The following is a 23996-nucleotide window of genomic DNA, read 5'->3' as shown; positions in this document are numbered from 1 at the left end:
AATCTGAACGCGCGTTCAGGTTAAACGGCCCTGATCGGACGTGGTTGCGAGGATGTTACTGGCGCAGCCTTTCCTCCGCGCCCTAGGCGCGTCGCCGGGCTGCGTCTGGCGCATTGGATGAACCGCGCGCGGCGTCGTAACCAATCTGCCGTGATCTCGGATCCTCACCGCAGGCAGGTAGCGCGACCATGGCTTCTTCCGACACGCTCGCTGCGGTGTTCGAGCATATAGACGCCAACCGCAGCGCCTTTCTCGATCGCCTGATCGCCTATCTGCGCCATCCCAGCATCAGCGCCGAAAACATCGGCATCGCCGAAGTCGGCGCGCTGCTGGTCGAGATGCTGGCCGGGATAGGGCTGGAGACAACTCTGGTGCCGACCAATGGGCATCCCATGGTCGTCGCGCGTTGGGAAAAGGCGCCGGGCAAGCCGACGGTGCTGCTCTACGGCCATTACGACGTGCAGCCGCCGGACCCGCTCGACAAATGGCTCTCGCCGCCCTTCGAGCCGACGATCCGTGACGGCCGAATCTATGCGCGCGGCGTCGGCGACAACAAGGGCCAGCATTTCGCCCAGATCCTGGCAATCGAATCGCATCTCGCAGTGCACGGCACCTTGCCCTGCAACCTCATCCTGCTGCTGGAGGGTGAGGAGGAGATCGGCAGCCCGAATATCGCCGGCTTCGTCCAGGCCAACAAGGCACTGCTCAAGGCCGATCTCGCCGTCACCGCCGATGGGCCGCGTCATGTGAGCGGTGCGGCTGCGATCAAATTCGGTTCGCGCGGCGTGGTCTCCTTCGAATTGCGCTGCCGCCACGCTAGCCGCGATGTGCATTCCGGCAATTTCGGCGGCGTCGTGCCGAACCCGATCTGGACGCTGGTGCATCTGCTCGGCACCATGAAGAACGCCGCGGGCGAGATCACCATTGCCGGCCTCCATGACGATATCGAAGCGCCGACGGCCGAGGAGCTCGCCGCGATCGAGGCCCTGCCGCTCGATATCGAGGCGGTGAAGCGCAGCCTTGGCCTGACCAGGCTCGATGCACCGGCCGACCGGCCTTTCTACGAGCGCCTCTGCTTCCGCCCGACATTGACCATCAACGGCTTCCACGGCGGCTATGGCGGTCCCGGCACCAAGACCGTCCTGCCCAATGAAGCCTTAGTGAAATGCGATATCCGCCTGGTCGAGGCGCAGGATCCCGAGGACATTCTGCGCAAGGTCGCGGCGCATGTGGCGCAGCATGCGCCGGAGGTCGAGTTCATCGCGGCCGATGCCGGCATGCAGCCCTCGAAGACACCGATCGCCTCACCCTACACCGCCCCGCTGCGCCGGGCTTTCGTCGCGGCGCAGGGCGAGGAGCCGCTGCTGATCCCGGCGGGTTTTGGCAGCCTGCCCGGCTATGTCTTCACCAAGATCCTCGGCATTCCCGCCTTCGTCACGCCCTATGCCAACCCCGACGAGGCCAACCACGCGCCGAACGAGAACCTGACGCTCGACTGCTTCTACAGCGGGCTTCGCACAGGTGCAGCGCTGTTGCACGAGCTCGGCGAGCTCAAGGCATCCTGAGTGGTGTAGAGACGGAATCACCGATCAGCTTGTGATGCAAGCTGATCGGAACAGGCTCTCGGAGCGGCTGCCACGCCTCAGGCCGGCTCTGCCAACGCCAGCTTGTCGACGAGGTCGGTCAGCTCAGCGCAGCTCTCGATCACATGCTGCGCTCCGGCCGCACGCAATGCAGCGACCGGCTGGAAGCCCCAGGAGACCGCGACCGGGGTCACGCCGGCCGCGACCGCCATCTCCATGTCGAACGTGCTGTCGCCGACCATCAGCGTCCGCTCCGGCGCGACGCCTGTCTCAGCCATCGCCCGCAGGATCATCCCGGGATGCGGCTTCGAGATCGCATCGTCGGCCGTCTGGGTCGTCGCGAACAGGCCGGCCCAGCCATGGTGTTCGACCGCATAATCCGCCCCGCGCCGCGACTTGCCGGTAGCGATGCCGAGCAGCGTCTGCGGCCGCTGCGACAACCCCGCCAGCATCTCGGCGACGCCCGGGAAAAGCGGCTCGGCCAAAGACGGATCGGTCTCCGCCCGCCGCCGCATGTCGTTGAAGACATCCCTGTAGGTCTGCGTCAGCACATCGTCCGGCTCGGCAAGCCCCGCGACCCGCATCAGCGCGATGTCGAGGGTCAGCCCGATGACACCGAGGCCGGCCTCGCGACCGGGATGGACACGGCCGCAGCGCGCGAAGGTCTCGTATTGCGCGCCGAGGATAATCGCCTCGGAATCGATCAGCGTGCCGTCGAGGTCGAAGATGACGAGATCCATGCCGGCGCTCTACAGGAAATGGCGGCAGCCCGCCATCTCCGCCGGCGCAAGGCCCTCATGCCGCTACGGCCTCACCCTTGCGGGTTGCGACCACATTCGGCGATCGCCGCCTTCAAGGCGTCGCCATCGAGCCCCTTGCCGCGCGCCTCCTTGCGGCATTCGGCGCGCTGGGCGAGGTCCGGCCGCTTGCCGTTGAAGCAGGCGACCAGCGACGCCGTCCGCTCGGCTCCTTTGAGCCCGCTTGCATCGGCCTCCTGCTTGCAGGCCGCCCGTGCCGTCACGGCTGTCGGCTTGCCGTCGCGGGTCAGCCCGTCGCTGGCATAGAGCTTCACACCCGGGAAGCGCTCCTGCAGGCAGTCGCGCATGGCGCGGCGCAGGTCGTCGCCCGAGAGCGCGATATTCTCGGCATAGCAGTCGCGCCGCGCCTCGGCGCGAGCAGCGCGCGGCACCGGCTCATCGGCCGCCGCTGCGACCGGTTTCGGCGCAGCCGGAGCCGGCTGCGCCTGGGCAAATGCCATGGAGGAGAAGGAGAGAACGAGGCCGGCGGCAAGCAAGGCGGTGCGCAACATGGAAAGCCTCCCGTGATGGATATTCACAGGAACAAACTTAGAACAGAACACGCTTTGTTCCGCAACTGTTCTTACGCGAGGTCACGCAACTTTTTCGTGCGAGCCTTATTCGTCCGGCGCATCGACGATCGGATCGTAGGGCGCGTCCTCGAAGCCGAGCAGGTTCCAGCTCTGGCGCATATGCGGCGGCAGCGGCGCGCTAACGTCGATCGTGCCCTTGCCGCGCGGATGCGGCAGGACGATGCGCCGGGCGAGCAGATGCAGCTTGTTCTGGATGCCGCCGGGCAATTCCCAGTTCTGGATGTTGAAGTATTTCGGATCGCCGACGATCGGATGGCCGATATGGGCGGCGTGCGCGCGCAATTGGTGGGTGCGGCCGGTCACCGGCTTGAGCGAGAGCCAGCCGAGCTTCTGCGCCGCGGTCTCGACCACGGCGTAGTAGGTGACGGCATGCATGGCGCCCTCCCCGCCATGCTCGGCGATCGCCATGCGCTGGTCGCCGTCATAGGCCTCCTCGCGGGCGAGATAGGTCGAGATCCGGCCCTGGCGGACGCGCGGCACGCCGGCGACCAGCGCCCAGTAGACTTTTCGTGCCGAGCGCGAGCGGAAGGTCTTCGCCAGCGTCGCCGCGGCAAAGCGCGACTTGGCGATGACGAGGCAGCCGGCCGTGTCCTTGTCGAGCCTATGCACGAGGCGCGGCTTCTGCCCGTCCTTGCCGGTGAGGGCATCAAGCATGCCGTCGACATGACGGGTCGTGCCGGAGCCGCCCTGGACAGCCAGGCCGGCCGGCTTGTTGAGGACGATGACGTCGTCGTCCTCATAGAGTGTGATCGAGCGCAGGAAGCCGATCGTGTCGCTATCGGCCTTGGCCGAGCGCGGCCGCTCCGCCGCTTGCTCGAGCTTGAGCGGCGGGATGCGCACGGTCTGGCCGGCCTCAAGCCGGTCCTTGCTGTCGGCGCGCTTGCCGTTGACCCGCAATTCGCCCTTCCGGACGATGCGCTGGATATGGCTGAAGGAGAGCTGGGGGAAACGCGCCTCGAGAAAGCGGTCGATCCGCATCTCGTTTTCGTCTGGCGTCACCACGAGCTGCTGCACGCCGGTCGCGAGTACCTCGGCGGTCACGGCCTTGACCTCGGCGCGCGTCGGCGCATCCGTGATCGGCGGCTTGCGTGTCGCAGGCTTGCGCGGACCTGCGGTCCTCGGCGCGGGATGGTGAGGCTTCGGGTTGCGCGTCGCCTCGGTGCGCACGACCTCCTCCTCCGCCGGGCGCGGCCTGGCGCGGGCCGAGCGGCGCGCATCATGGCTCGGGCGCTTGCCCTTCGGCGCGCCGGAGGCGGGCGGCCTGCCGCCGCGCTTGGGTCCATTGCCTCGCGGCGGGCCGCCAGTTCCCTTGCCGCCGGTTCTCATGTCAGCCCCCGCACGATGGACAATCCCGCGACCAGCGCCGCCAGCGACAGCACGACCGAGCCAAGCACATAGAACGCCGCGAGCATCACCTCGCCGCGCTCCCAGAGCAGCATGGCGTCGAGCGAGAAAGCCGAGAAGGTGGTGAAGCCGCCCAGAATGCCGGTGGCGAGGAAGAGCCGCGCATTCTGCGTCCAGTCCTCGCCGGCCTTGAAGGCGAGGAAGCCGGCGACCAGCCCCATCACGCCGGAGCCGAGGATGTTGATCGCCATCGTCCCGTAGGGGAACGAAGGGCCGAGCCATTTCAGCGAGGCGACGTTGACGCCGTGCCGGAGCACGCCGCCGATGCCGGCGCCGAGGAAGACGAGAGCGGTGGAAAGCATCGCTGAGGCATAGAGCGCCATGCGACCGCAGACAAACGAAATCGGCTGCGGATATGTCCGTTTCGACCCTACCCGCCCCCTACTTCGCTGCTTCCATTCCGTAGCCCCGCAGGAACGCGTCGACCGCGGCCTCTGCATAGCGGGCGAGCTGGGCCGGATCGCTGTCGCAATTGCCGCTGAACATGGCGCGGTTCAGGGGTATCCAGAGCACCAGCCCGGCGAAATGGTCGGCCGCCAGCAGGGGGTCGTCCATCCGCAGCCGGCCGTTCGCGGCATAGCGCTGGAAGGCGCCCGACAGCGTCTGGAGCACCCTGCCGAAGCCACGGCTGAACCAGCCCTGCCCGACCTCGGGAAACCGCTCGGCATTGGCGATCACCAGCCGGCGCAGGCGCAGCAGGTCAGGCTGCATCAGCGCCGTCAGGAACTTGTTGGCGAGCCGCCCCAACCCCTCCCGCGGATCGTCGGAGGCGGCGAGTTCATCAGCCACCAGCCGCAGCAGCCCATCGATATTGTCCGTCGTCGCCGCAACGATCTCGGCATAGAGCCGCTCCTTGTCGGCGAAGTAGCGGTACAGCGTCGGCTTCGACACGCCTGCCAGCGCTGCCACCTCGTCCATGGTGGTGCCGTCATAACCCTTGCTCAGGAACAGGCTCGTCGCCGCTTCGAGGACAGTGCCGCGCTTGCGCTCGGATCGATCGAGAGTGGCTTGCGACATGGCGCGGCTCCTCCGGGGCTTGACAGCGTCAATGAAACTACACAGTTTAGTTGTACTAAACCGTTCAGTTTTACACTACCCCTTCCGTTCATGGAGAGCCAGATGCAAACCGCTCCGTCCCAGTCTCTCGATCGCACCCTTCTCGCCTGCGGCGTGGCGAGCACTCCCGTCTTCTACGCCCTCGCCGTCCTGCAGCTGGCGCTCAGGCCGGGCTATGACATCCGCACCCAGCCCATCAGCTTCCTGGCACTGGGTGAGCTCGGCTGGATCCAGGTCGCGAATTTCCTGGTGACGGGTGCCCTGGCGCTCGCTGGCGCAATTGGTTTGCGCAGGGTCCTGCGCGGCCAGCGCGGCGGCAGCGCGGGTCCTATCCTCGCCGGCCTCTACGGGCTCGGCATGATCAGTGCCGGTTTGTTCGGGCCCGATCCACTCCCCGCTCCCGGCCAGGCGCCGCAGATGAGTGTCACCGGCGCCTTGCACATGGTGGCCTTCCTCGTCTCGTTCCTGTCGCTGATCGCCGCCTGTTTCGTCCTGGCGCGCCGATTCAGCGCCGTCGGGAAGCGCGGCTGGGCGATCTACAGCATCGTCACGGTGCTGCTGGCGCCAGCGCTCGTCGCCGCGGGCATGGCCAACCCATCCTGGGCCGGGATGATCGTCGGCGGCGCCGGCCTCGTGCTCTTCGGCTGGTTCTCGCTCGTCGCCCATGAGATTCGCGGCGAAGCTGCGGCAGACTGAGGCCGGCAGCGCCTTAGCGGCCTGCAATTGCCAGCAAGGCCACCGCCGGCGCGATTGACTTGCCGCCTCCGCGACCGGCAGAAACGCCGGGACATAGGGGGATCATCGCGCTGATGGCATGCGGTTCTGAACCGGGAGGCGAGCGTACCTGCGCAGCGTTCTGGCGCGCAGCCCTGCCTGTCGGCCTCGGCCTCGTGCTCTTCTCGCAAACTGCCCTCGCCGCGCCGGCACGGTTACCGCCCCGCCCGGCACAGGCTCCGAGCTTTGCGCGCGCCTGCACCATCGCGCTGCCCGAGACCAAACCGCTCTTCGCCGGCGAGCCGACCGAGCCTGCGGTTTCGAGCGAGGAAGCGGACGACGATAGCGACGACGAAGAGGACGATGACGACGATCCGCCGCAGCGCGGCCTCGTCCTGCCGGGGTCTGCCACATGCCTGTCGATCACCGGCACGGTCAGCGCCGGCATGCAGCGCGATTCCTTTCGGGCATCGCGCCTCGGCCCGCCTCCGCCTTCCGACGCGACGTCCTTCTCGGTCAGCGCCGCCTTCCGGATCGCGACCTCGCATGAGCTTTCGTCGGGGCTGCGCATCGGCACTGCCTTCGGCTTCACCATGTACAGCCCGGTCGACGGCGTCAGCGAGAACTCGATCGACGAGGCGACGATCCTGATCGGCCCCTGGACCTTCGGGCTCGATGCCTCGCGCTTCTCGTTCTGGACCGGCGACGAGTTCATCTTCTCGACGCGCGTGCCCTCGCGCACCGTCGGAGTGATCGCGCTCGAATTGCCGCTGACCGAGAGCTGGACTGCGACGCTCGCTCTCGAGGATCCGGCGCTCGGCAACGCCGCCGCGACCGCGCCGGTCGGGACCGGCCGGCGGATACCGGATGCCGTCGGACGGCTGGTCTATGCACAGGACGGCTGGACCGTCCACGGCGCCCTCGCCTTGCGGGAGATAGCGGGCACGCCGTCGCGCTTCGGCCGGGCCGGCATCCTCGGCGCGACCTATGAAGGCGAGGCCTTCGGCCATGGCTGGAGCCTGACCGCCCAGCTCGCCGGTGCGATCGACGGCGCGCCCTATATCGGCTCCCAGCTCGACGCCCGCACAGTCAATCGCGTGCTCCTGGCGAGCGATGCCACGCGCGGCTTCTCCGGCGTCGTCTCCGGCCGCTTCGAATGGACCGAGGAGCTCGCCAGCAACGCCTATCTCAGCCGCTATTGGCTCGAAGTGCCGCTTGCCAACCAGATCCGCGGCGAGATCAGGATCGACCGCGTCGCCGCCAATCTGGTCTGGACCCCGGTCGAGGGCTTCAAGGCCGGCATCGAAAGCTCGGTCGCCTGGGCGAAGATCGCGCTCACCGGCCGCGAGATCGCTGCGGGGTTGGCAGGGCGCCAGATCTCGACGCAGGTATTCATCGAGCGAAGCTTTTAGACCCTTACTCCCCGCGCTCCTGCCGGAGCTTCTCCCAGTACTCCAGACGCTTCCTGATCTCGCGCTCGAAGCCGCGCTCGGGCGGATCGTAGAAAAGCTGGCGGCCGAGCGCGTCCGGCCAATAGTTCTGGCCAGAGAAGGCGTCGGGCGCGTCATGATCATAGGCGTAGTCGGCGCCGTAGCCCTCTTCCTTCATCAGCTTAGTCGGCGCGTTCAGGATCGTCTTGGGCGGCGTCAGCGACCCCGCCTGCTTGGCGGTGCGCATCGCTGCCTTGTAGGCGACATAGGCCGCGTTCGATTTCGGCGCGGTTGCGAGATAGATCACCGTGTTGGCGAGGGCGAGCTCGCCCTCGGGCGAACCCAGCTGCTCATAGGTCTCGGCCGCGGCGCGGGCGTGCACCAGCGCCTGCGGATCGGCGAGGCCGATATCCTCGACCGCCATGCGCACCAGCCGCCGCGCCAGGAAGCGCGGGTCCTCGCCGGCATCGAGCATGCGGGCGAAATAGTAGAGCGCCGCGTCAGGATCGGAGCCGCGGATCGTCTTGTGCAGCGCCGAGATCAGGTTGTAGTGGCCGTCCTGCGCCTTGTCGTAGATCGGCGCACGGCGCTGGATCACCTCGGAAAGGCCGGCCTCGTCGAAGATCTCGCCCGGCTTGGCGGCACGCCAGGTCTCCTCGGCGAGCGTCAGCACCGCCCGCCCGTCGCCATCGGCGAAGCGCGCCAAAGCGAGCCGCGCCTCCGGCGTCAGCGGCAGTTCGCGATTCTCCAGCGCCTCGGCCCGGCCGAGCATGAAGAGCAGCGCCCCCTCGTCGAGTGCCTTGAAGGTCAGGACGCGGGCGCGCGAGAGCAGCGCCGCATTGAGCGCGAAGGACGGATTCTCGGTGGTGGCGCCGACCAGTGTGATCGTGCCGTCTTCCATCACCGGCAGGAAGGCATCCTGCTGGGCCCGGTTGAAGCGGTGGATCTCGTCGACGAACAGCAAGGTGCCCTTGCCCCCGAGCCGGCGGCCGCGGGCGGCGTCGAAGGCCTTCTTCAGGTCAGCGACCCCCGAGAAGATCGCGCTGATCTGCTCGAAGCCGAGATCGGTCTGCCCGGCGAGCAGGCGCGCCACCGTCGTCTTGCCGGTACCGGGCGGTCCCCAGAAGATCAGGCTGCCGAGCGAGCCCGAGGCGATCAACCGGCTCAGTACGCCGTCGGGGCCGGTCAGGTGATCCTGGCCAGCGACCTCGCCGAGCGTCGTCGGCCGCACCCGGTCCGCGAGCGGGCGCGGGCCGGACTTGTCGAGACCTGAGGCAGAAAAGAGGTCGCTCACCTCACCCGCCGAACGTCGAGGTCACGCTCTGGCCGCCGCGCGAGATCGTCACCTCCCAGGAGCGCTTGCGCTCGCGCGTCGCCAGCTCGATGTCGCGCGAGGCGTTGATGCGCTCGCCATTGATCGCGACGATGAGATCGCCCTTGCGGAAGCCGACACGGGCAGCCGCGCTCCCCTCCTCGATCTCGCTGACGACGACGCCCTCTGTCGAGAGGTCGATCGAGAGCTCCTCCGCGACGGCCGGCGACAGGTTCAGCACGGTCAGACCGGTGAAGGGCGAGCGGCCGGCGACCTTGACCGGCTCGCGCGGGCGTGTCTCGGGCGCCGGCGTCAGCTTGATCGGAACAGTGATGCGCTTGCCACTCCGCAACACGGTGAGTTGCGTCGTGCCGCCGATCGGCCGGGTGGCGAAGCGGTAGCCGAAGCTCTCGGGATCGTCGACGCCGACGCCGTCGACGGCGAGGATCACATCCGAGCGCTTGAGGCCGCCTTCGGCCGCCGGCCCCGACTCGACCACGCTGGCGACGACCGAACCGGCTGGCCGGTCGAGCCCGAGCCCATCGGCGACGTCCTGGGTCAACGCTTGCAGCCGTGCCCCGAACCAAGCCCGGCGGACGCTGGTCGCCCCCGTCTTCGCACTGTCGACGACGACGCGAACCATGGCCGAGGGAATGGCGAAGCCGATGCCGACGCTGCCGCCCGATTTCGAGAAGATCGCGGTGTTGATGCCGGTGAGCCGGCCCTGCATGTCGACCAGCGCGCCGCCGGAATTGCCGGGATTGATCGCCGCATCGGTCTGGATGAAGGACTGGGCGTCGCCGACGCCGACCTGGGTGCGCGCCAGCGCCGAAATGATGCCTTGCGTCACCGTCTGGCCGACGCCGAAGGGGTTGCCGATCGCCAGCACGAGGTCGCCGATCTGCAGCGTATCGGAATCGCCGAGCTCGATGGCGGCCAGGTCCTTGGCGCCCTTGAGCTTGAGCACGGCAAGATCCGTGCGCGGATCGCGCAGCAGGATCGTCGCTTCGAACTCGCGCTTGTCGGCAAGCGCGACCTTGACCTCGGTCATGCCCTCGATGACGTGATTATTGGTGACCACCAGCCCGCCGGCATCGACGATCACACCCGACCCGAGCGAGCGCTGCACCTGCTCGCGCGGCAGGCCGAAGCCGCCATCACCGAAGAAGCGGCGGAAAAACGGATCGTCCATGAACGGGTTCTGCGGCCGCCGCTCGACGCGCGCGCCATAGACGTTGACGACGGAAGGGGCCGTCTTCTGCACGACCGGCGCGAAGGACAGCGTGATCTGCTGGCGCGCCTCGGGCACCTGCCGGACCTGGGCGTGCGCCGGCATGAATACCCCGACAGACAATCCCAGACCGAGGGTCAAAGCGATAAACTGATCTCGATTCGGCATGATGGAACGGCGCATGCCGACCTCCTTCTTGAAACAAAACAGCTGCGTGGGACGTTAAGTTCTTGAACCGCCCCTCCGCGGCAGCATCCCGGATAGTCTCGAAAACACGCGCCGCGCGTTTCCGTTCCGGGCCGCAAAATACCCCGCTTTGCCCTCGAAAGGAGCAACGACGTGAGCCTCGTGCGCCTTGTTTATGCCAGCCGCAGCCGACTCGTCGAGGCGGATCGACGCATCGGGCTCGCGCGCATTCTCGAGACGGCGCGGCGGCTCAATGCCGAAAGACATGTCACGGGCTTCCTGATGGCGACGCCGGGCGGATTTGCCCAGATCCTCGAAGGCGAGGCCGGTTCTATCGCGGAAACCTATGGCCGGATCATGGTCGATCCGCGCCATGCCGAGCTGCGCCTGCTGGCGCAGGATGCCGTCGATCAACGGCAATTCGCCGGCTGGGCGATGGCCTATGCCGAGCACGATCAGACGACCGAATTCATCTTCGGACTCTATGGCATCGCACCCGATGCCGAAATCTTCGAGCAGCCGCTCGACGTGCTGCTCGATCTTGCCGGCGAGCTCGCCAGCGCTCGCGCCTGAGCCTTACTTCGCGTCGCTGAGCAGCACCTTGTACTTCTCGATCTCGGCCGGAAGCATCTTGGCGACGAACTCCGGCGACATCTCGTCCTTCTCGGGGAGCACGGACGAAAGTTCCTTGAAACGCCCATGCAGTCTCTCGCTCGCGAGCGCCGTCCGCAGCGCCTCATTCAGCTTGTCAATCACCGGCTGCGGCGTGCCCTTCGGCGCAAAGATCGCGTTCCAGCCCTGCGCCTGGAAGGCCGGCAGCCCGGCCTCGGCCGAGGTCGGCACATCCGGCAGGCTCGGCAGGCGCTGCGGCGTCGCCACCACCAGTGCCTTGACCTTGTTGCCCTGGACGGCACCGGAGAGTGAGGTCGCGGCATCGCAGACGCCGTCGATCTGCCCGCCCATCAGATCGTTCAGCGCAGGACCGGCGCCGCGATAGCTCACCAGCGCCACGTCGAGCCCGGACGCCTTCAGGAAGTTGCGGCAGATCAGATAATTCGACGAGCCAACGCCGGCATGGCCGAGGCTGATCTTGCCGGGGTTCGCCTTGGCGTAGGCGAGAAACTCCTTGAGGTCCTTGGCCGGGAAGTCGAGCTTCAGCGCGATCATCGGCGAGGTCTTGGCGACGAGGCCGATCGGCACGAAATCGGCCGGCGTGTACTTCAGGTCGTTGTAGATGGTGTAGGAGGCGGCGTTGGTGCCGCTGTTGCCGATCACGATGGTATAGCCGTCGGGCTCAGCCCGGGCGGCGCGCGTGAGTGCGGTCGCGCCGCCCGCCCCGCCCATGTTCTCCATCACGATGCGCTGGCCGAGAATCCGGCTCATCTCGTCGCCGACAAGGCGCGCGATCACGTCGGACGAACCGCCGGCCGCGAACGGCACCAGCATGTTGATCGGCTTCGACGGATACTTGTCCTGGGCCTGAGCCGGCAGGACCGCGATGGCAGCGAGAATGGCCAGAGCAGCGCGCTTCATGCGGATATCTCCCTCTTTGCCGGACTTGTTTCACGAGGGCGTTGTACCGCCCTGCCCGGTTCGGGACGACGCTAGCATCGACCTGACGCAGCGAAAAGCGCGAGCGGGCGCAACAATTTCTCGTAGCAATCGTGGCTCGCTCCGCCGAAGCGGGCAACAAAAAAGGGCGGCCCGAAGACCGCCCTTTTAAAAATGCTTGATGCCGGGGAGGCTCAGGCTGCCTGCTCGTCATCCGCCGTGAAGACCGGGCCGGAATCCTTGCCCTTGGCGTCGACGTCGCGATCGACGAACTCGATCACGGCGAGCGGGGCATTGTCACCGAAGCGGAAGCCCGCCTTCATGATGCGCAGATAGCCGCCATTGCGCTCCTTATAGCGCGGGCCGAGAACCGCGAAGAGCTTGCCGACCAGAGCGACGTCCTTGATCTGCGCGATCGCCTGGCGGCGGGCATGCAGGTCGCCGCGCTTGCCGAGCGTGATCAGCTTCTCGACGACCGGACGCAGGTCCTTGGCCTTCGGCAGCGTGGTGGTGATCTGCTCGTGCTTGATCAGGGCCTGGGCCATGTTGGCGAACATCGCCTGGCGATGCTCGACCGAGCGGTTGAAACGGCGACCGCGAAATCCGTGACGCATGTTTGGCTCCTTCGTTGCTTACGGCCGCCGTGCCACGGAACGGCCGTCCTTTATGCTCCGGAGCTTATGCGCCGGGCGGGGATGGCGCGGAAAGCGGTCCCGCGCCGGGGTCTCAGTAGTGCTCTTCGAAGCGCTTCGCCAGCTCTTCGATGTTCTCCGGCGGCCAGCCCTGCACGTCCATGCCGAGATGGAGGCCCATGGTGGCGAGCACTTCCTTGATCTCGTTCAGCGACTTGCGGCCGAAGTTCGGGGTGCGCAGCATCTCGCCTTCCGACTTCTGGATGAGGTCGCCGATATAGACGATGTTGTCGTTCTTCAGGCAGTTCGCCGAGCGGACGGACAGCTCGAGCTCGTCGACCTTCTTGAGCAGGGCCGGGTTGAACGGCAGCTGCGGCGCGGTCGAGACGGCCTCTTCCTTGCGCGGCTCTTCGAAGGTGATGAAGACGGCAAGCTGGTCCTGCAGGATGCGGGCGGCAAGCGCCAGCGCGTCCTCGGGGGTGACCGAGCCGTTGGTCTCGATCTGCATGGTCAGCATGTCGCGGTCGAGGTTCTGGCCCTCGCGGGTGTTCTCGACGCGATAGGAGACCTTCTTGACCGGCGAGTAGAGGCTGTCGACCGGGATCAGGCCGATCGGCGCGTCCTCGGGGCGGTTCTGCTCGGAGGGAACGTAGCCCTTGCCGGTGTTGACCGTGAACTCCATGCGGATCTCGGAGCCCTCGTCGAGCGTGCAGAGCACGAGCTCGGGGTTGAGGATCGAGACGTCGCCGATGGTATTGATGTCGCCGGCAGTGACGGTGCCCGGGCCGGTCTTGCGCAGGGTCATGCGCTTGGGACCCTCGCCCTGCATCTTGATGGCGATCGCCTTGATGTTCAGGACGATGTCGGTGACGTCCTCGCGGACACCCGGGATCGAGGAGAACTCATGCAACACGCCGTCGATCTGGACGGCGGTCACGGCCGCGCCCTGGAGCGAGGAGAGCAGCACGCGGCGCAGCGCGTTGCCGAGCGTCATGCCGAAGCCACGCTCGAGCGGACGCGCAATCACGGTGGCCTGACGCTTCGGGTCGTCGCCGACCTTGACTTCGAGCTTGTTAGGCTTGGACAGATCCTGCCAATTCTTGCTGATCACGACCGCACTCCTGGTGATTCAATAATGGCGGCGGCGGGCCGCCCCGTACCGGCGTCCGCCCCTGCGGACGCCGCTTCGATCCGGCTTATGGCTCAGACGCGGCGACGCTTGCGCGGCCGGCAGCCATTGTGCGGGATCGGCGTCACGTCGCGGATCGAGGTGACGGTGAAGCCGGCGGCCTGCAGCGCGCGCAGCGCCGACTCACGGCCCGAACCCGGACCGGTGACCTCGACCTCGAGGGTGCGCATGCCGTGCTCGGCAGCCTTGCGGGCGGCGTCCTCGGCGGCGACCTGGGCGGCATAGGGGGTCGACTTACGCGAACCCTTGAAACCCATCGTGCCGGCGGACGACCACGAGATCGTGTTGCCCTGCGCGTCGGTGATGGTGATCATGGTGTTATTGAACGAGGCGTTCACATGCGCGACGCCGGAAACGATGTTCTTGCGCTCGCGACGACGGACGCGTTGGGCTTCCTTGGCCATAGTCTCTTTCTTCCATCCTTCAGGCGCGCCCGTGATGCCAGGCGCTGGGGATATCGCCTGCCCGCAAACGGGTCAGGCGACGTAAAATACGGCGGGCCGGTTGTCCGGCCCGCCGAAACTCACTTCTTCTTGCCGGCGATCGGCTTCGCCTTGCCCTTGCGGGTGCGGGCGTTGGTGTGGGTGCGCTGGCCACGCACCGGCAGCGAGCGGCGGTGGCGCAGGCCGCGATAGCAGCCGAGGTCCATCAGGCGCTTGATGTTCATCGAGACTTCGCGGCGCAGATCGCCCTCGACGAGATAGTCGCGGTCGATCGTCTCGCGGATCTGGAGAACCTCGGCGTCGGTCAGCTGGTTGACCCGGCGCTCGGCGGCAATGCCGACCTTGGTGCAAATCTCCTGCGCCTTTGCGGCGCCGATGCCGTGAATGTACTGCAGACCGATGACGACGCGCTTGCCGGTCGGAATGTTGACGCCCGCGATACGAGCCATGTTCTTCACCTCTCCATTGCGGCCGCGACGCCAGGCGCCACGACAATGACAAGAACTCCGCGTCCGGTGGAGGCCGGCCCTTGCGGAGCATTTGAACCCGGTCCACGCGAGAACGCGACGTCGACCCTTCTTGCGAAGGCATCGGCATCGCTCATCTGAAACCGGATGGCCGGCTGTTAGTCGGTTGGGCGCGTCCTGTCAACCCAGACGCGCCCAACCGAGCTTACGTCACTTCTTGACCAGCGGGCACTTGCTCTCCGACAGCGGCGCGATGATCTCCGCCGCCGGGATCTTGCGGACCACCTTGAAATAGTCCCACGGCGCCTTCGACTCCGACGGCGCCTTGGCCTCGACCAGCAGCATGTCGTTCAGCAGCCGGCCGTCCTCGCGGACCTTGGCGCCGGGCGCAAAGAAGTCATCGACCGGCAGCTCCCTCATCTTGGCCGCGACGGCAGGCCCGGCCGCCGTGCCCGCTGCCTTCACCGCCTTGAGATAGTGCAGAACCGAGGAATAGACGCTGGCCTGGATCATGCCCGGCATCTTCTTGGTCCGCGCCATGTAGCGATCGGCCCAGTCTCGGCTCGGCTTGTTCGCGTCATGATAATAGGCAGTGGTGGTGATCAGCCCCTTGGCCTTGTCGAGCCCGAGCCCATGCACGTCGCTCAGCACCACGACCATGGCCGCGAGCTTCTGGCCGCTGTCGACGAGGCCGAACTCGCCGGCCTGCTTGATCGAGTTGATCGTGTCGGTGCCCGCATTGGCGAAGGCGACGATCTTGGCCTTGGAGGCCTGCGCCTGCAGCAGGAAGGAGGAGAAGTCCGGCGTCGACAGCGGCGCGCGCACCGTGCCGAGCGTCTTGCCGCCATTGGCCGCGACGATCGATTCGATGTCGGCGGTGAGCTGGTGGCCGAAGGCGTAGTCGGCCGCGATGATGTACCAGCTGTCGCCGCCCTCGCGCAGGACCGACAGCGCCGTACCCTTGGCCGAGGTCGCAGTGTCGAAGGTCCACATGAAGCCGGTCGCCATGCAGTCTTCGTTGAAGAGCCGCGTCGTCGCCGGCCCGTTATAGAGCGCGACCTTCTGCTTTTCCTTCGCGATCCCCGCGACTGCGAGGGCGACGGCCGAATTGGTCAGGTCGGCGATCGCCGTGACGCCGTCGACATCGTACCAGCGCCGCGCAAAGCCGGCGGCGATATCGGGCTTGTTCTGATGGTCGGCGGCGACGATCTCGATCGGCTTGCCCAGTACCGAGCCGCCGAAATCCTCGATCGCCAGCTTCGCCGCCTCGACCGAGCCGAGGCCGCCGAACTCGGCGTAGTTGCCCGACTGGTCGTTGAGGATGCCGATCTTGACCGCATCCTGCGCCTGTGCGGCCGATGCGGCCGCGAGCAGCGCAGCCGCCATAAGGCAAGCAATCCGTTTCATGCTGTCCTCCCGAACTCTGGCCGGTCGGTCAGCCGGCGATGACGCATGCCACCGGCCTTCGGCTACCGCCGCCATGTCTTGGCCGTCATGGGCCTGGCGGAAGTTCAATTTCGCCGGGAGGATGTGTCAATTGCGGCAGCGGAGCGCGAAATCCCGCCTGCGCCGGCGCAAAAGCGCACCGCGCCGCGTGGCGGCGATCGCTCAATAGCGCGTGAAGGCCCGCCGCATCGCCTCCTCCATCTCCTCGCGCTGCTTTTGCAGCTTCTCGTCGAGCTCGCGTCGCTCGCGCTCGTAGCGGGCCTTCCATTCCTGCCATTCGCGCTTCTTCGCCAGCGCCTGAATCTGCGCATCGGTCGACCAGATCCCGGCGAGGTTGCTGCCCGCGACGACGATGCCGATCAGCGGCAGCGCGATCTTGATCGCATCCCAGGCTGAGAACGGCCGCGGCGCCCCGCCTGCAGCAACCACCTTTCCGCCGGGCGCAGCCCCCGCCTCGGCTTCGTCCGGTCGGCGCGCGGCATAGACGACCGGCACGCTCGGCCGCGGCCTGTCTGGCTCTCCGCCGAAAGCCCGCCAGCGCACCTCGACCGCCCCGCGCAATTGCTGCGGCGTGACGCCGACGAATTCCGCATGCAGCGCGCATTGGACCATGTCGCCTTTTTCGATGAAGGCGGTCTGATGCCAGTAGGGTCCGCGCTGGAACAGCGACTTGATATGCAGGTTCGCCTGGTAGAACTGCTTGGAGACCAGCACCACGGTGACGTCGTTATAGTGCAGGTTCCGCGGATTGCGCGCCAGCCAATGCCAGACCACGATGTCGATCGTGTCGATGCCCTTGATCTCGCGCCAGGGGATGAAGCCCTCCTTGCGCGATGACGACCAGCGGATGTGCACTCCGTCCGGCGACAGCACATAGACCGGCTTGCCCCGCCGGAAACGGCGCCGGAGCGCAAAGGCCGAGAGGCCGATGCCGACAGCGATCGCCGCGAACGCACCGAAGGTCTCGCCGGGACGCGGCCAGTCGGGCATTTCCATGGCGAAGATGAAGAGGCCGCAGAACAGGGTCAGCAAGCCGATCGGCAGCCAGCTCGCGAACTCCGCGTCCAACCGGTATTCGAGCGTCTGATGGACATCCGAAGGATCGACCTGCACGGCCAGCCCGCCCGCTCTTCCAGGCCGCAGCATGCCACAACTCGGCAGGTTTGAAACGCCGGGTTCGGATGCTCCGAGAGCGGGCTACGCTTCGGCAGGGATCAGCGCTTGCGCACGAACTCGGTGCGTAGCACGAGACCCTTGATGCTCTCGTGCCGGCAGTCGATCTCCTCGGGATTGTCCGTCAGCCGGATCGATCTGATCACCGTGCCCTGCTTCAGGGTCTGGTTGGCGCCTTTGACCTTGAGGTCCTTGATCAGCGTCACCGCGTCGCCATCAGCCAGGATGTTGCCGGATGCGTCGCGGACCTCGCGCTTGAGCGCCGCAGCCGCCATCTCCGTGGCCGGGCGCCATTCGCCGGTCGCCTCGTCATAGACGTAGTCGTCGTTGCCGTCGGCCATGTGCCTGCTCCGCCGCAAGAAAAAGCCGCGCGGCGAGAACCGCGCGGCATCCGAACTCAAATCGGCACTGGGGGCTTCAGCCCGCGAGCGCCTGCTCGATCGCCCCAGTGACCCGGTCGATCGGCTGCATGCCATCGATCGGCGTCAGCTGGCCGCGCTTGTCGTAATAGGGCGCGACGATCGCGGTGTCGCGGTTATAGGCCTCGAGCCTGGTCTTGAAGACCTCCGGATCATCGTCCTTGCGCACTGGCTGGCCGGCCGCCTTGGCCTCCTCGGCCCGGCGCACGATCCGGTCGACGAGCTTGTCCTGATCGACCTTGAGCTCGAGCACCTTGTCGAGCTTCAGCCCCTTCTCGGCGAGCATGGCGTCGAGCGCCTCGGCCTGCGCCAGGGTGCGCGGGAAGCCATCGAGGATGAAGCCCTTCTTCGCATCGGATTCTTCGATGCGGTCTGCGACGATGCCGATGACGATCTCGTCCGAGACCAGTCCGCCGGCATCCATCACCGCCTTCGCCTTGAGGCCGACCGGGGTGCCGGCGGCCACCGCCGCGCGCAGCATATCGCCGGTCGAGAGTTGCGGAATGCCGTGCTTTGCGACGATCCGCGTCGCCTGAGTGCCCTTCCCCGCCCCCGGCGGCCCCAGGAAAATCAGCCTCATCAGCGCCTTGCCCCCCTCAACTTCGCCTTCTTGACCAGGCCCTCATACTGATGGGCCAGGAGATGACCGTGGACTTGAGCCACTGTGTCCATCGTCGTCGTCACCACGATCAGCAGCGAGGTGCCGCCGAGCAGGATGATCGGAATCTGGGCATAGGTGATCATGAACTCGGGGATCAAGCAGACGATAGTCAAATAGGCGGCGCCGAGCACGGTGATGCGGGTCAGCACCCGGTCGATATGCTCCGCGGTGCGCTCGCCCGGGCGGATGCCCGGCATGAAGCCACCATGCTTCTTGAGGTTGTCCGCCGTCTCGACCGGATTGAACACGATCGCGGTGTAGAAGAAGCAGAAGAAGATGATCAGCGCCGCATAGAGGAACATGAACAGCGGCCGGCCATGCGCCAGATAGGTCGCGAGCGTCGCCAGGATGCCGGTGCCGCCCGAAGCCTGGCTGAAGCTCGCGATCGTCGTCGGCAGCAGCAGCAGCGACGAGGCGAAGATCGGCGGGATCACGCCGGCGGTGTTGAGCTTCAGCGGCAGGAACGAGGTCTGGCCCTCATACATCCGGTTGCCGACCTGGCGCTTGGGATAGTTGATCAAAAGGCGCCGCTGGGCGCGCTCGACGAAGACCACGAAGGCGATGACGCAGACCGCCATGACCAGCACCAGCAGCAGCAGGCCGGTCGAGATCGCGCCCTGGCGGCCGAGCTCGAGCGTCTGCGCCAGCTGCGCCGGGAACTCGGCGATGATGCCGGCGAAGATGATCATCGAGGTGCCGTTGCCGATGCCGCGGCTGGTGATCTGCTCGCCGAGCCAGAGCAGGAACATGGTGCCGCCGACCAGGGTGATCGTGGTCGAGATCAGGAAGAACGGCCCCGGCTCCAGCACGAGATTGCCCGAGCCCTGCAGGCCGACGCCGATGCCCCAGGCCTGGAACAACGCCAGAACCAGCGTGAGATAGCGCGTGTACTGGTTGAGGATCTTGCGGCCCGCCTCGCCTTCCTTCTTCAGCGCCTCGAAGGTCGGCACGACGCTGGAAAGCAGCTGGACGATGATCGAGGCCGAAATATACGGCATGATCGCCAGCGCGAAGATCGCGAGCCGGCCGACCGCGCCACCCGAGAACATGTTGAACAGGCCGAGCACGCCCGACTGGCTCTGCTTGAACAGGTCGGCGACCGCCTCCGGGTTCATGCCGGGCAGCGGGATATAGGTGCCGAGCCGGTAGACGATCAGCGCCCCCAGCGTGAACCAGATCCGCTTCTTCAGCTCGTCGGCCTTGGCCAGCGCGCCGAAGTTCAGGTTTGCCGCAAGCTGTTCAGCCGCCGATGCCATGCGTCCGGTCCTTGGGTGAATTCTGGTCTAGACAGTCGAACGGCGGCCAAGGCTTCGGGCCCGGCCGCCGCTCGCGTTAGTCATGTAAGCGTGGAAGTCACGCCTGTGAAGCGGCAGCCGCCAGGATCTTGACCGTGCCGCCAGCCTTCTCGATCGCCTCGACCGCCGACTTCGACGCACCGGCGACCTCGAAAGCCAGCTTCGCCTTGAGCTCGCCGACGCCGAGGATCTTGACGCCGTCCTTGGCCTGCCGGGTGATGACGCCGGCGGCGACGAGCGCCTCGATCGTCACCGCGCCCTTGGCGTCCAGCTTGCCGGCCTCGACCGCCTGCTGGATGCGCCCGAGGTTGACCTCGTTCAGATCCTTGGAGAACAGGTTGTGGAAGCCGCGCTTCGGCAGGCGCCGATAGAGCGGCATCTGGCCGCCTTCGAAGCCCTTGACCGCCACGCCGGCGCGAGCCTTCTGGCCCTTGACGCCGCGCCCGCCGGTCTTGCCCTTGCCGGAGCCAATGCCACGGCCGACACGGATGCGCGACTTGGTCGCGCCTTCGTTGTCACGGATCTCTGTGAGTTTCATCAGACGATCCCCTCACTTGCCGTCGACGACGCGCACGAGGTGCCTGACCTTGTCGATCATGCCCCGTACGGCCGGCGTATCGACCAGGGTCGACTGCCGGCGGAGTTTGTTGAGGCCGAGACCGATCAGGGTCTGGCGCTGCGAAGCCTCGCGGCGGATCGGGCTACCGATCTGCTCGACGACGACAGTGGTGGTCTTAGCCTTTGCCATGATCCCACCCTCACGCTTCGGCCGCGGCATCGGTGCCGGCATCGCGGCGACGCGTCTGCAGGGCCGAGACCTTGAGCGAGCGACGCGCGGCGACGCTGCGCGGCGAATCCTCGTTCTTCAACGCGTCGAAGGTGGCGCGCACGAGGTTGTAGGGGTTCGAGGAGCCGAGCGACTTCGACACCACGTCCTGCATGCCGACCGCCTCGAAGACGGCGCGCATCGGGCCGCCGGCGATGATGCCGGTACCAGCGGGGGCTGCGCGCAGGATGACCTTGCCAGCGCCGTGACGGCCCTGGACGTCATGATGCAGCGTGCGGCCATCGCGCAGCGGGACGCGAACGAGGCCACGCTTGGCGGCTTCCGTCGCCTTGCGGATCGCCTCAGGCACTTCGCGGGCCTTGCCGTGGCCGAAGCCGACGCGGCCCTTCTGGTCACCAACGACGACGAGGGCAGCAAAGCCGAAACGACGGCCGCCCTTCACCACCTTGGCGACGCGGTTGATGTGGACCAGGCGGTCCACAAATTCAGAATCGCGCTCTTCGCGAACCTGACGGTCACGAGATTCTCTCGCCATGTCTTCCTCTTACTTGCGCGGACGGTGCCGATCGTGGCCCGCCGCTCGCTCGAGCGCTCCGGAATGGAGCGACTTTCCAAATGCGATATGCGGGAAGCCGGTAAGGCCTCCCGCATCCCGCGGTTTTCAACCGATCAGAAGCTTAGCCCGCCTTCGCGAGCAGCTTCGGCCAGCGCCTTGACGCGGCCATGGTACATGTAGGCGCCACGGTCGAACACAACCTCCTTGACGCCGGCCTTGATGGCGCGCTCGGCTATGATCTTGCCGATCGCGGCCGCGGCCTCGACATTCGCGCCCGACTTGAAGTCGGCGCGAATGTCCTTGTCGAGCGACGAGGCCGAAGCGAGCGTCAGCCCCTTCGCATCGTCGATAACCTGCGCATAGATCTGCTTGCCGGTGCGGTGCACCGACAGGCGGGCGCGGCCATTGGCCACTGCCTTGATCGCGCGGCGGACGCGGGCCTTGCGGCGCGCAGTCGCAACTGTCTGCTTGCTCATGGCTGGCGTCCTTACTTCTTCTTGCCTTCCTTGCGGAAGATGAATTCGCCGGCGTACTTGACGCCCTTGCCCTTATAGGGCTCGGGACCGCGATAGTCGCGAATCTCGGCGGCGGTCTGGCCAACGACCTGCTTGTCGATGCCGGAGATCACGATCTCGGTCGGCTTCGGCGTGACGATCGCGACCCCGGCCGGGATCGGATAGTCGATGTCGTGGCTGTAACCGAGCGAGAGCTTCAGGATCTTGCCGTTGACGGCGGCCTTGTAGCCGACGCCGTTGATCTCGAGCTTCTTCTCGAAACCGGCCGTCGTACCGACGACCAGGTTGTTGATGCGGGCGCGCGACGTGCCCCAGAGCGCGCGGGCGCGCTTGGTTTGCGAGCGCGGCTGGACGGCGATGGCGCCGTTCTCCAGTGCGACCGAAACCTCATCGGGAACCTCGAAGGACAGTTCGCCCTTCGAGCCCTTGATCTTTACCAGCTGGCCCGAGACGTTGGCGGTTACACCAGCGGGGACCGAAACAGGCTTCTTACCGATACGAGACATTGGATCTCTCCTGAGCAGCGGCCTGAAGGTCAGAAGACCTTGCAGAGCACTTCGCCACCCACGTTCTGCTCGCGGGCAAGATGATCGGACATCACGCCCTTGGGCGTGGAGACGATGGTGACGCCGAGGCCGTCGGCCACGCGAGGCATGGTCTCGACCGAGGAGTAGACGCGACGGCCGGGCTTCGACACGCGCGAGATCGACCGGATGACCGGCTGTCCCTCGTGGTACTTCAGCTCGATGTCGAACTCGGTGCGGCCGTTGCCGAACTCGGTGGTCGAATAGCCACGGATGTAGCCTTCCGACGCCAGCACGTCCAGAACGCGGGCGCGCAGCTTCGAGCCCGGGGTGGAAACGCGCGACTTGCGCCGCATCTGCGCATTGCGGATGCGGGTCAGCATATCGCCAAGCGGATCGATGATCGCCATGATGCTACCTCCTCACCAGCTCGACTTGACGAGGCCGGGAACCAGCCCCTTGTTGCCGAGCTCGCGCAGAGCAACGCGCGACATCTTCAACTTGCGATAAAAAGCGCGCGGGCGGCCGGTGACTTCGCAACGGTTGCGCACGCGGATGCCGGCAGAATTGCGCGGCAGTTCGGCCAGCTTCAGGCGAGCGAGGAAACGCTCGTCCATGGACTGGCTTTCGTCATTAGCGATCGCGAGAAGACGCGCACGACGGCCCGCGAATTTCTTCACGAGCGCCTTGCGGCGGTTGTTGTTCTCGACGGAGCTTTTCTTAGCCATCGATATCTCCTGGTTTCCGCGTATGAGCCCGAAGGCTCACTGCCGGAACGGGAAGTTGAAGTGCTTGAGCAGGGCACGCGCCTCGTCATCCGACTTGGCAGTCGTGCAGACGATCACGTCCATACCCCAGACCTGGTCGACCTTGTCGTAGTTGATCTCGGGGAACACGATGTGCTCCTTGATCCCGAGCGCGAAATTGCCGCGCCCGTCGAACGACTTCGGGTTGAGACCGCGGAAGTCGCGCACACGCGGCAAGGCAATGGTGACGAGCCGATCGACGAACTCGAACATCTTGGTCTTGCGCAGCGTGACCTTGCAGCCGACCGCCATGTTCTCGCGCAGCTTGAAGCCGGCGATGGCGAGGCGGGACTTGGTGATGACCGGCTTCTGACCGGCGATCATGGCAAGGTCGCCGGCGGCGTTGTCGACCTTCTTGCGGTCGGCAGTCGCTTCGCCAACGCCCATGTTGATGACGACCTTCTCGAGGGTCGGCACTTCCATGACGTTCTTGTAGCCGAACTCGGCGATCATCGCGGGACGGACGACGTCCTCATAATGCTTCTTCATGCGCGGCGAGAGAGCCGCCTGCTGATTCTCAGCCATCGATCAGATCCCCCGAACGCTTGGCGAAACGGACCTTGCGGCCGTCATCGAGCACCTTGAAGCCGACGCGGGTCGGCTTGCCGTCCTTCGGATCGGCGACGGCCAGGTTCGACAGATCGATCGTGGCCTCCTTGCTGATGATGCCGCCCTCGGACTGGGCAGTAGCCTTGGTGTGCTTCTTGACCAGGTTCACGCCGCGCACGACGGCGCGGGCGTCCTTCGGCAGGACCTGAAGCACTTCGCCGTTCTTGCCCTTGTCGCGGCCGGCGAGCACGACGACCTTGTCGCCCTTTTTGATTTTCGCAGCCATCACAACACCTCGGGAGCGAGCGAAATGATCTTCATGTGGTTCTTGGCGCGCAGCTCGCGCGGAACCGGTCCGAAGATACGGGTGCCCACAGGCTCCTTCTGGTTGTTGATCAGCACGGCCGCATTGCGGTCGAAGCGGATCACCGAACCGTCGGGGCGCTTGATGTCCTTGGCGGTGCGCACGACGATCGCCTTCATGACGTCGCCCTTCTTCACGCGGCCGCGCGGGATGGCTTCCTTGATGGAAACCACAATGATGTCGCCGATGCGGGCATAGCGCCGCTTCGAGCCGCCGAGAACCTTGATGCACATCACGCGGCGGGCGCCGGAATTGTCGGCGACCTCGAGATTGGTCTGCACCTGGATCATGGCCTTGATCCTTCCATCTGTGT

The 23996-nt window shown here is 66.3% G+C and carries 31 protein-coding genes; 4 read left to right on the top strand and 27 right to left on the bottom strand.

Features of this window, described 5'->3' with window-relative positions:
* Window positions 1-188 precede the first annotated feature (188 nt).
* Window positions 189-1565, top strand: coding sequence for a M20/M25/M40 family metallo-hydrolase (locus BLM15_RS03950; protein ID WP_126110558.1), 1377 nt, complete (start codon window positions 189-191; stop codon window positions 1563-1565).
* A 77-nt stretch (window positions 1566-1642) separates the two neighbouring features.
* Here BLM15_RS03950 and BLM15_RS03945 read toward each other — a convergent pair whose 3' ends face one another.
* From BLM15_RS03945 to BLM15_RS03925, 5 genes are all read right to left on the bottom strand, one after another.
* The gene (locus tag BLM15_RS03945) at window positions 1643-2323 is read right to left on the bottom strand and encodes an HAD-IA family hydrolase (protein ID WP_126110556.1); all 681 of its coding nucleotides are present in this window, start codon (window positions 2321-2323) and stop codon (window positions 1643-1645) included.
* 71 nt (window positions 2324-2394) lie between these two features.
* The gene (locus BLM15_RS03940) at window positions 2395-2892 is read right to left on the bottom strand and encodes a hypothetical protein (RefSeq protein ID WP_126110554.1); all 498 of its coding nucleotides are present in this window, start codon (window positions 2890-2892) and stop codon (window positions 2395-2397) included.
* Window positions 2893-2997: 105 nt separating this feature from the next.
* Window positions 2998-4299, bottom strand: a complete 1302-nt coding sequence (locus tag BLM15_RS03935) for an RluA family pseudouridine synthase (RefSeq protein ID WP_126110552.1) — start codon at window positions 4297-4299, stop codon at window positions 2998-3000.
* Entirely contained in the window at window positions 4296-4679 is a 384-nt protein-coding gene (gene crcB / locus BLM15_RS03930; protein WP_126110550.1) for a fluoride efflux transporter CrcB, read from the bottom strand. Before crcB ends, BLM15_RS03935 begins: the two co-directional genes overlap by 4 nt.
* 79 nt (window positions 4680-4758) lie before the next feature.
* On the bottom strand, window positions 4759-5394 hold the full coding sequence (locus BLM15_RS03925; protein ID WP_126110548.1) for a TetR/AcrR family transcriptional regulator: 636 nt from the start codon (window positions 5392-5394) through the stop codon (window positions 4759-4761).
* Window positions 5395-5496: 102 nt separating this feature from the next.
* Between BLM15_RS03925 and BLM15_RS03920 the strand changes: the two genes are divergently transcribed.
* Both BLM15_RS03920 and BLM15_RS03915 read left to right on the top strand, forming a co-directional pair.
* On the top strand, window positions 5497-6129 hold the full coding sequence (locus BLM15_RS03920; protein ID WP_164547393.1) for a DUF998 domain-containing protein: 633 nt from the start codon (window positions 5497-5499) through the stop codon (window positions 6127-6129).
* Window positions 6130-6242: 113 nt separating this feature from the next.
* The gene (locus tag BLM15_RS03915; protein WP_126110544.1) at window positions 6243-7559 is read left to right on the top strand and encodes a hypothetical protein; all 1317 of its coding nucleotides are present in this window, start codon (window positions 6243-6245) and stop codon (window positions 7557-7559) included.
* A 4-nt stretch (window positions 7560-7563) separates the two neighbouring features.
* Here BLM15_RS03915 and BLM15_RS03910 read toward each other — a convergent pair whose 3' ends face one another.
* Window positions 7564-8871, bottom strand: a complete 1308-nt coding sequence (locus BLM15_RS03910; RefSeq protein ID WP_126110542.1) for a replication-associated recombination protein A — start codon at window positions 8869-8871, stop codon at window positions 7564-7566.
* 1 nt (window position 8872) lies between these two features.
* Complete coding sequence (locus tag BLM15_RS03905; protein WP_236846527.1) at window positions 8873-10225, bottom strand: DegQ family serine endoprotease; 1353 nt, start codon at window positions 10223-10225, stop codon at window positions 8873-8875.
* Between the two features lie 234 nt (window positions 10226-10459).
* On the opposite strand from BLM15_RS03905, the gene BLM15_RS03900 reads away from it, so the two are divergent.
* A complete protein-coding gene (locus BLM15_RS03900; RefSeq protein WP_164547392.1) occupies window positions 10460-10879 on the top strand; it encodes a BLUF domain-containing protein in 420 nt (139 codons plus the stop codon).
* A 3-nt stretch (window positions 10880-10882) separates the two neighbouring features.
* On the opposite strand, the gene BLM15_RS03895 is transcribed toward BLM15_RS03900, so the two are convergent.
* The 20 genes from BLM15_RS03895 to rplN form a co-directional block, all read right to left on the bottom strand.
* Entirely contained in the window at window positions 10883-11839 is a 957-nt protein-coding gene (locus BLM15_RS03895; protein WP_126110538.1) for a tripartite tricarboxylate transporter substrate-binding protein, read from the bottom strand.
* A 212-nt stretch (window positions 11840-12051) separates the two neighbouring features.
* Entirely contained in the window at window positions 12052-12471 is a 420-nt protein-coding gene (gene rplQ, locus BLM15_RS03890; protein WP_126110536.1) for a 50S ribosomal protein L17, read from the bottom strand.
* A gap of 112 nt (window positions 12472-12583) precedes the next feature.
* Window positions 12584-13600, bottom strand: coding sequence for a DNA-directed RNA polymerase subunit alpha (locus tag BLM15_RS03885; RefSeq protein ID WP_110489267.1), 1017 nt, complete (start codon window positions 13598-13600; stop codon window positions 12584-12586).
* Window positions 13601-13692: 92 nt separating this feature from the next.
* Complete coding sequence (rpsK, locus tag BLM15_RS03880) at window positions 13693-14082, bottom strand: 30S ribosomal protein S11 (protein ID WP_043237079.1); 390 nt, start codon at window positions 14080-14082, stop codon at window positions 13693-13695.
* Window positions 14083-14201: 119 nt separating this feature from the next.
* Complete coding sequence (gene rpsM, locus BLM15_RS03875) at window positions 14202-14570, bottom strand: 30S ribosomal protein S13 (RefSeq protein WP_126110534.1); 369 nt, start codon at window positions 14568-14570, stop codon at window positions 14202-14204.
* 228 nt (window positions 14571-14798) lie between these two features.
* Window positions 14799-15995 carry an ABC transporter substrate-binding protein gene (locus tag BLM15_RS03870; protein ID WP_126110532.1) on the bottom strand — a complete coding sequence of 399 codons (1197 nt, stop codon included), beginning with the start codon at window positions 15993-15995 and terminating at the stop codon, window positions 14799-14801.
* A 201-nt stretch (window positions 15996-16196) separates the two neighbouring features.
* A complete protein-coding gene (locus BLM15_RS03865; RefSeq protein WP_126110530.1) occupies window positions 16197-17180 on the bottom strand; it encodes a hypothetical protein in 984 nt (327 codons plus the stop codon).
* A 68-nt stretch (window positions 17181-17248) separates the two neighbouring features.
* Window positions 17249-17548, bottom strand: a complete 300-nt coding sequence (locus tag BLM15_RS03860) for an alkylphosphonate utilization protein (RefSeq protein ID WP_126110528.1) — start codon at window positions 17546-17548, stop codon at window positions 17249-17251.
* 76 nt (window positions 17549-17624) lie between these two features.
* Entirely contained in the window at window positions 17625-18206 is a 582-nt protein-coding gene (locus BLM15_RS03855) for an adenylate kinase (RefSeq protein ID WP_126110526.1), read from the bottom strand.
* The gene (gene secY / locus BLM15_RS03850; RefSeq protein ID WP_126110524.1) at window positions 18206-19543 is read right to left on the bottom strand and encodes a preprotein translocase subunit SecY; all 1338 of its coding nucleotides are present in this window, start codon (window positions 19541-19543) and stop codon (window positions 18206-18208) included. The genes BLM15_RS03855 and secY overlap by 1 nt, the downstream gene beginning before the upstream one ends.
* Before the next feature lie 97 nt (window positions 19544-19640).
* The gene (gene rplO / locus BLM15_RS03845) at window positions 19641-20120 is read right to left on the bottom strand and encodes a 50S ribosomal protein L15 (RefSeq protein WP_126110522.1); all 480 of its coding nucleotides are present in this window, start codon (window positions 20118-20120) and stop codon (window positions 19641-19643) included.
* Between the two features lie 12 nt (window positions 20121-20132).
* Window positions 20133-20330 (bottom strand): 50S ribosomal protein L30, encoded by a 198-nt coding sequence (gene rpmD / locus BLM15_RS03840; RefSeq protein WP_110489596.1) that lies wholly within the window; start codon window positions 20328-20330, stop codon window positions 20133-20135.
* A gap of 10 nt (window positions 20331-20340) precedes the next feature.
* Complete coding sequence (rpsE, locus tag BLM15_RS03835; RefSeq protein ID WP_110489261.1) at window positions 20341-20904, bottom strand: 30S ribosomal protein S5; 564 nt, start codon at window positions 20902-20904, stop codon at window positions 20341-20343.
* A 134-nt stretch (window positions 20905-21038) separates the two neighbouring features.
* Complete coding sequence (gene rplR / locus BLM15_RS03830) at window positions 21039-21401, bottom strand: 50S ribosomal protein L18 (protein WP_126110520.1); 363 nt, start codon at window positions 21399-21401, stop codon at window positions 21039-21041.
* A gap of 11 nt (window positions 21402-21412) precedes the next feature.
* Window positions 21413-21946, bottom strand: coding sequence for a 50S ribosomal protein L6 (gene rplF, locus BLM15_RS03825; protein ID WP_126110517.1), 534 nt, complete (start codon window positions 21944-21946; stop codon window positions 21413-21415).
* 29 nt (window positions 21947-21975) lie between these two features.
* Window positions 21976-22374: a 30S ribosomal protein S8 gene (gene rpsH / locus BLM15_RS03820; protein ID WP_110489258.1), complete on the bottom strand. Its 399-nt coding sequence runs from the start codon at window positions 22372-22374 to the stop codon at window positions 21976-21978.
* Between the two features lie 12 nt (window positions 22375-22386).
* Complete coding sequence (gene rpsN, locus BLM15_RS03815; protein WP_110489257.1) at window positions 22387-22692, bottom strand: 30S ribosomal protein S14; 306 nt, start codon at window positions 22690-22692, stop codon at window positions 22387-22389.
* 36 nt (window positions 22693-22728) lie between these two features.
* Window positions 22729-23295 (bottom strand): 50S ribosomal protein L5, encoded by a 567-nt coding sequence (gene rplE, locus BLM15_RS03810; RefSeq protein ID WP_110489256.1) that lies wholly within the window; start codon window positions 23293-23295, stop codon window positions 22729-22731.
* Entirely contained in the window at window positions 23288-23605 is a 318-nt protein-coding gene (gene rplX / locus BLM15_RS03805) for a 50S ribosomal protein L24 (RefSeq protein WP_057193254.1), read from the bottom strand. The genes rplE and rplX overlap by 8 nt, the downstream gene beginning before the upstream one ends.
* Entirely contained in the window at window positions 23605-23973 is a 369-nt protein-coding gene (gene rplN, locus BLM15_RS03800) for a 50S ribosomal protein L14 (protein ID WP_057193256.1), read from the bottom strand. The genes rplX and rplN overlap by 1 nt, the downstream gene beginning before the upstream one ends.
* Between the last annotated feature and the right edge of the window lie 23 nt (window positions 23974-23996).

This window comes from Bosea sp. Tri-49 (assembly GCF_003952665.1).
In the GTDB taxonomy this organism is placed as follows: domain Bacteria; phylum Pseudomonadota; class Alphaproteobacteria; order Rhizobiales; family Beijerinckiaceae; genus Allobosea.
This window is presented reverse-complemented; position numbering and strand designations above follow the sequence as displayed.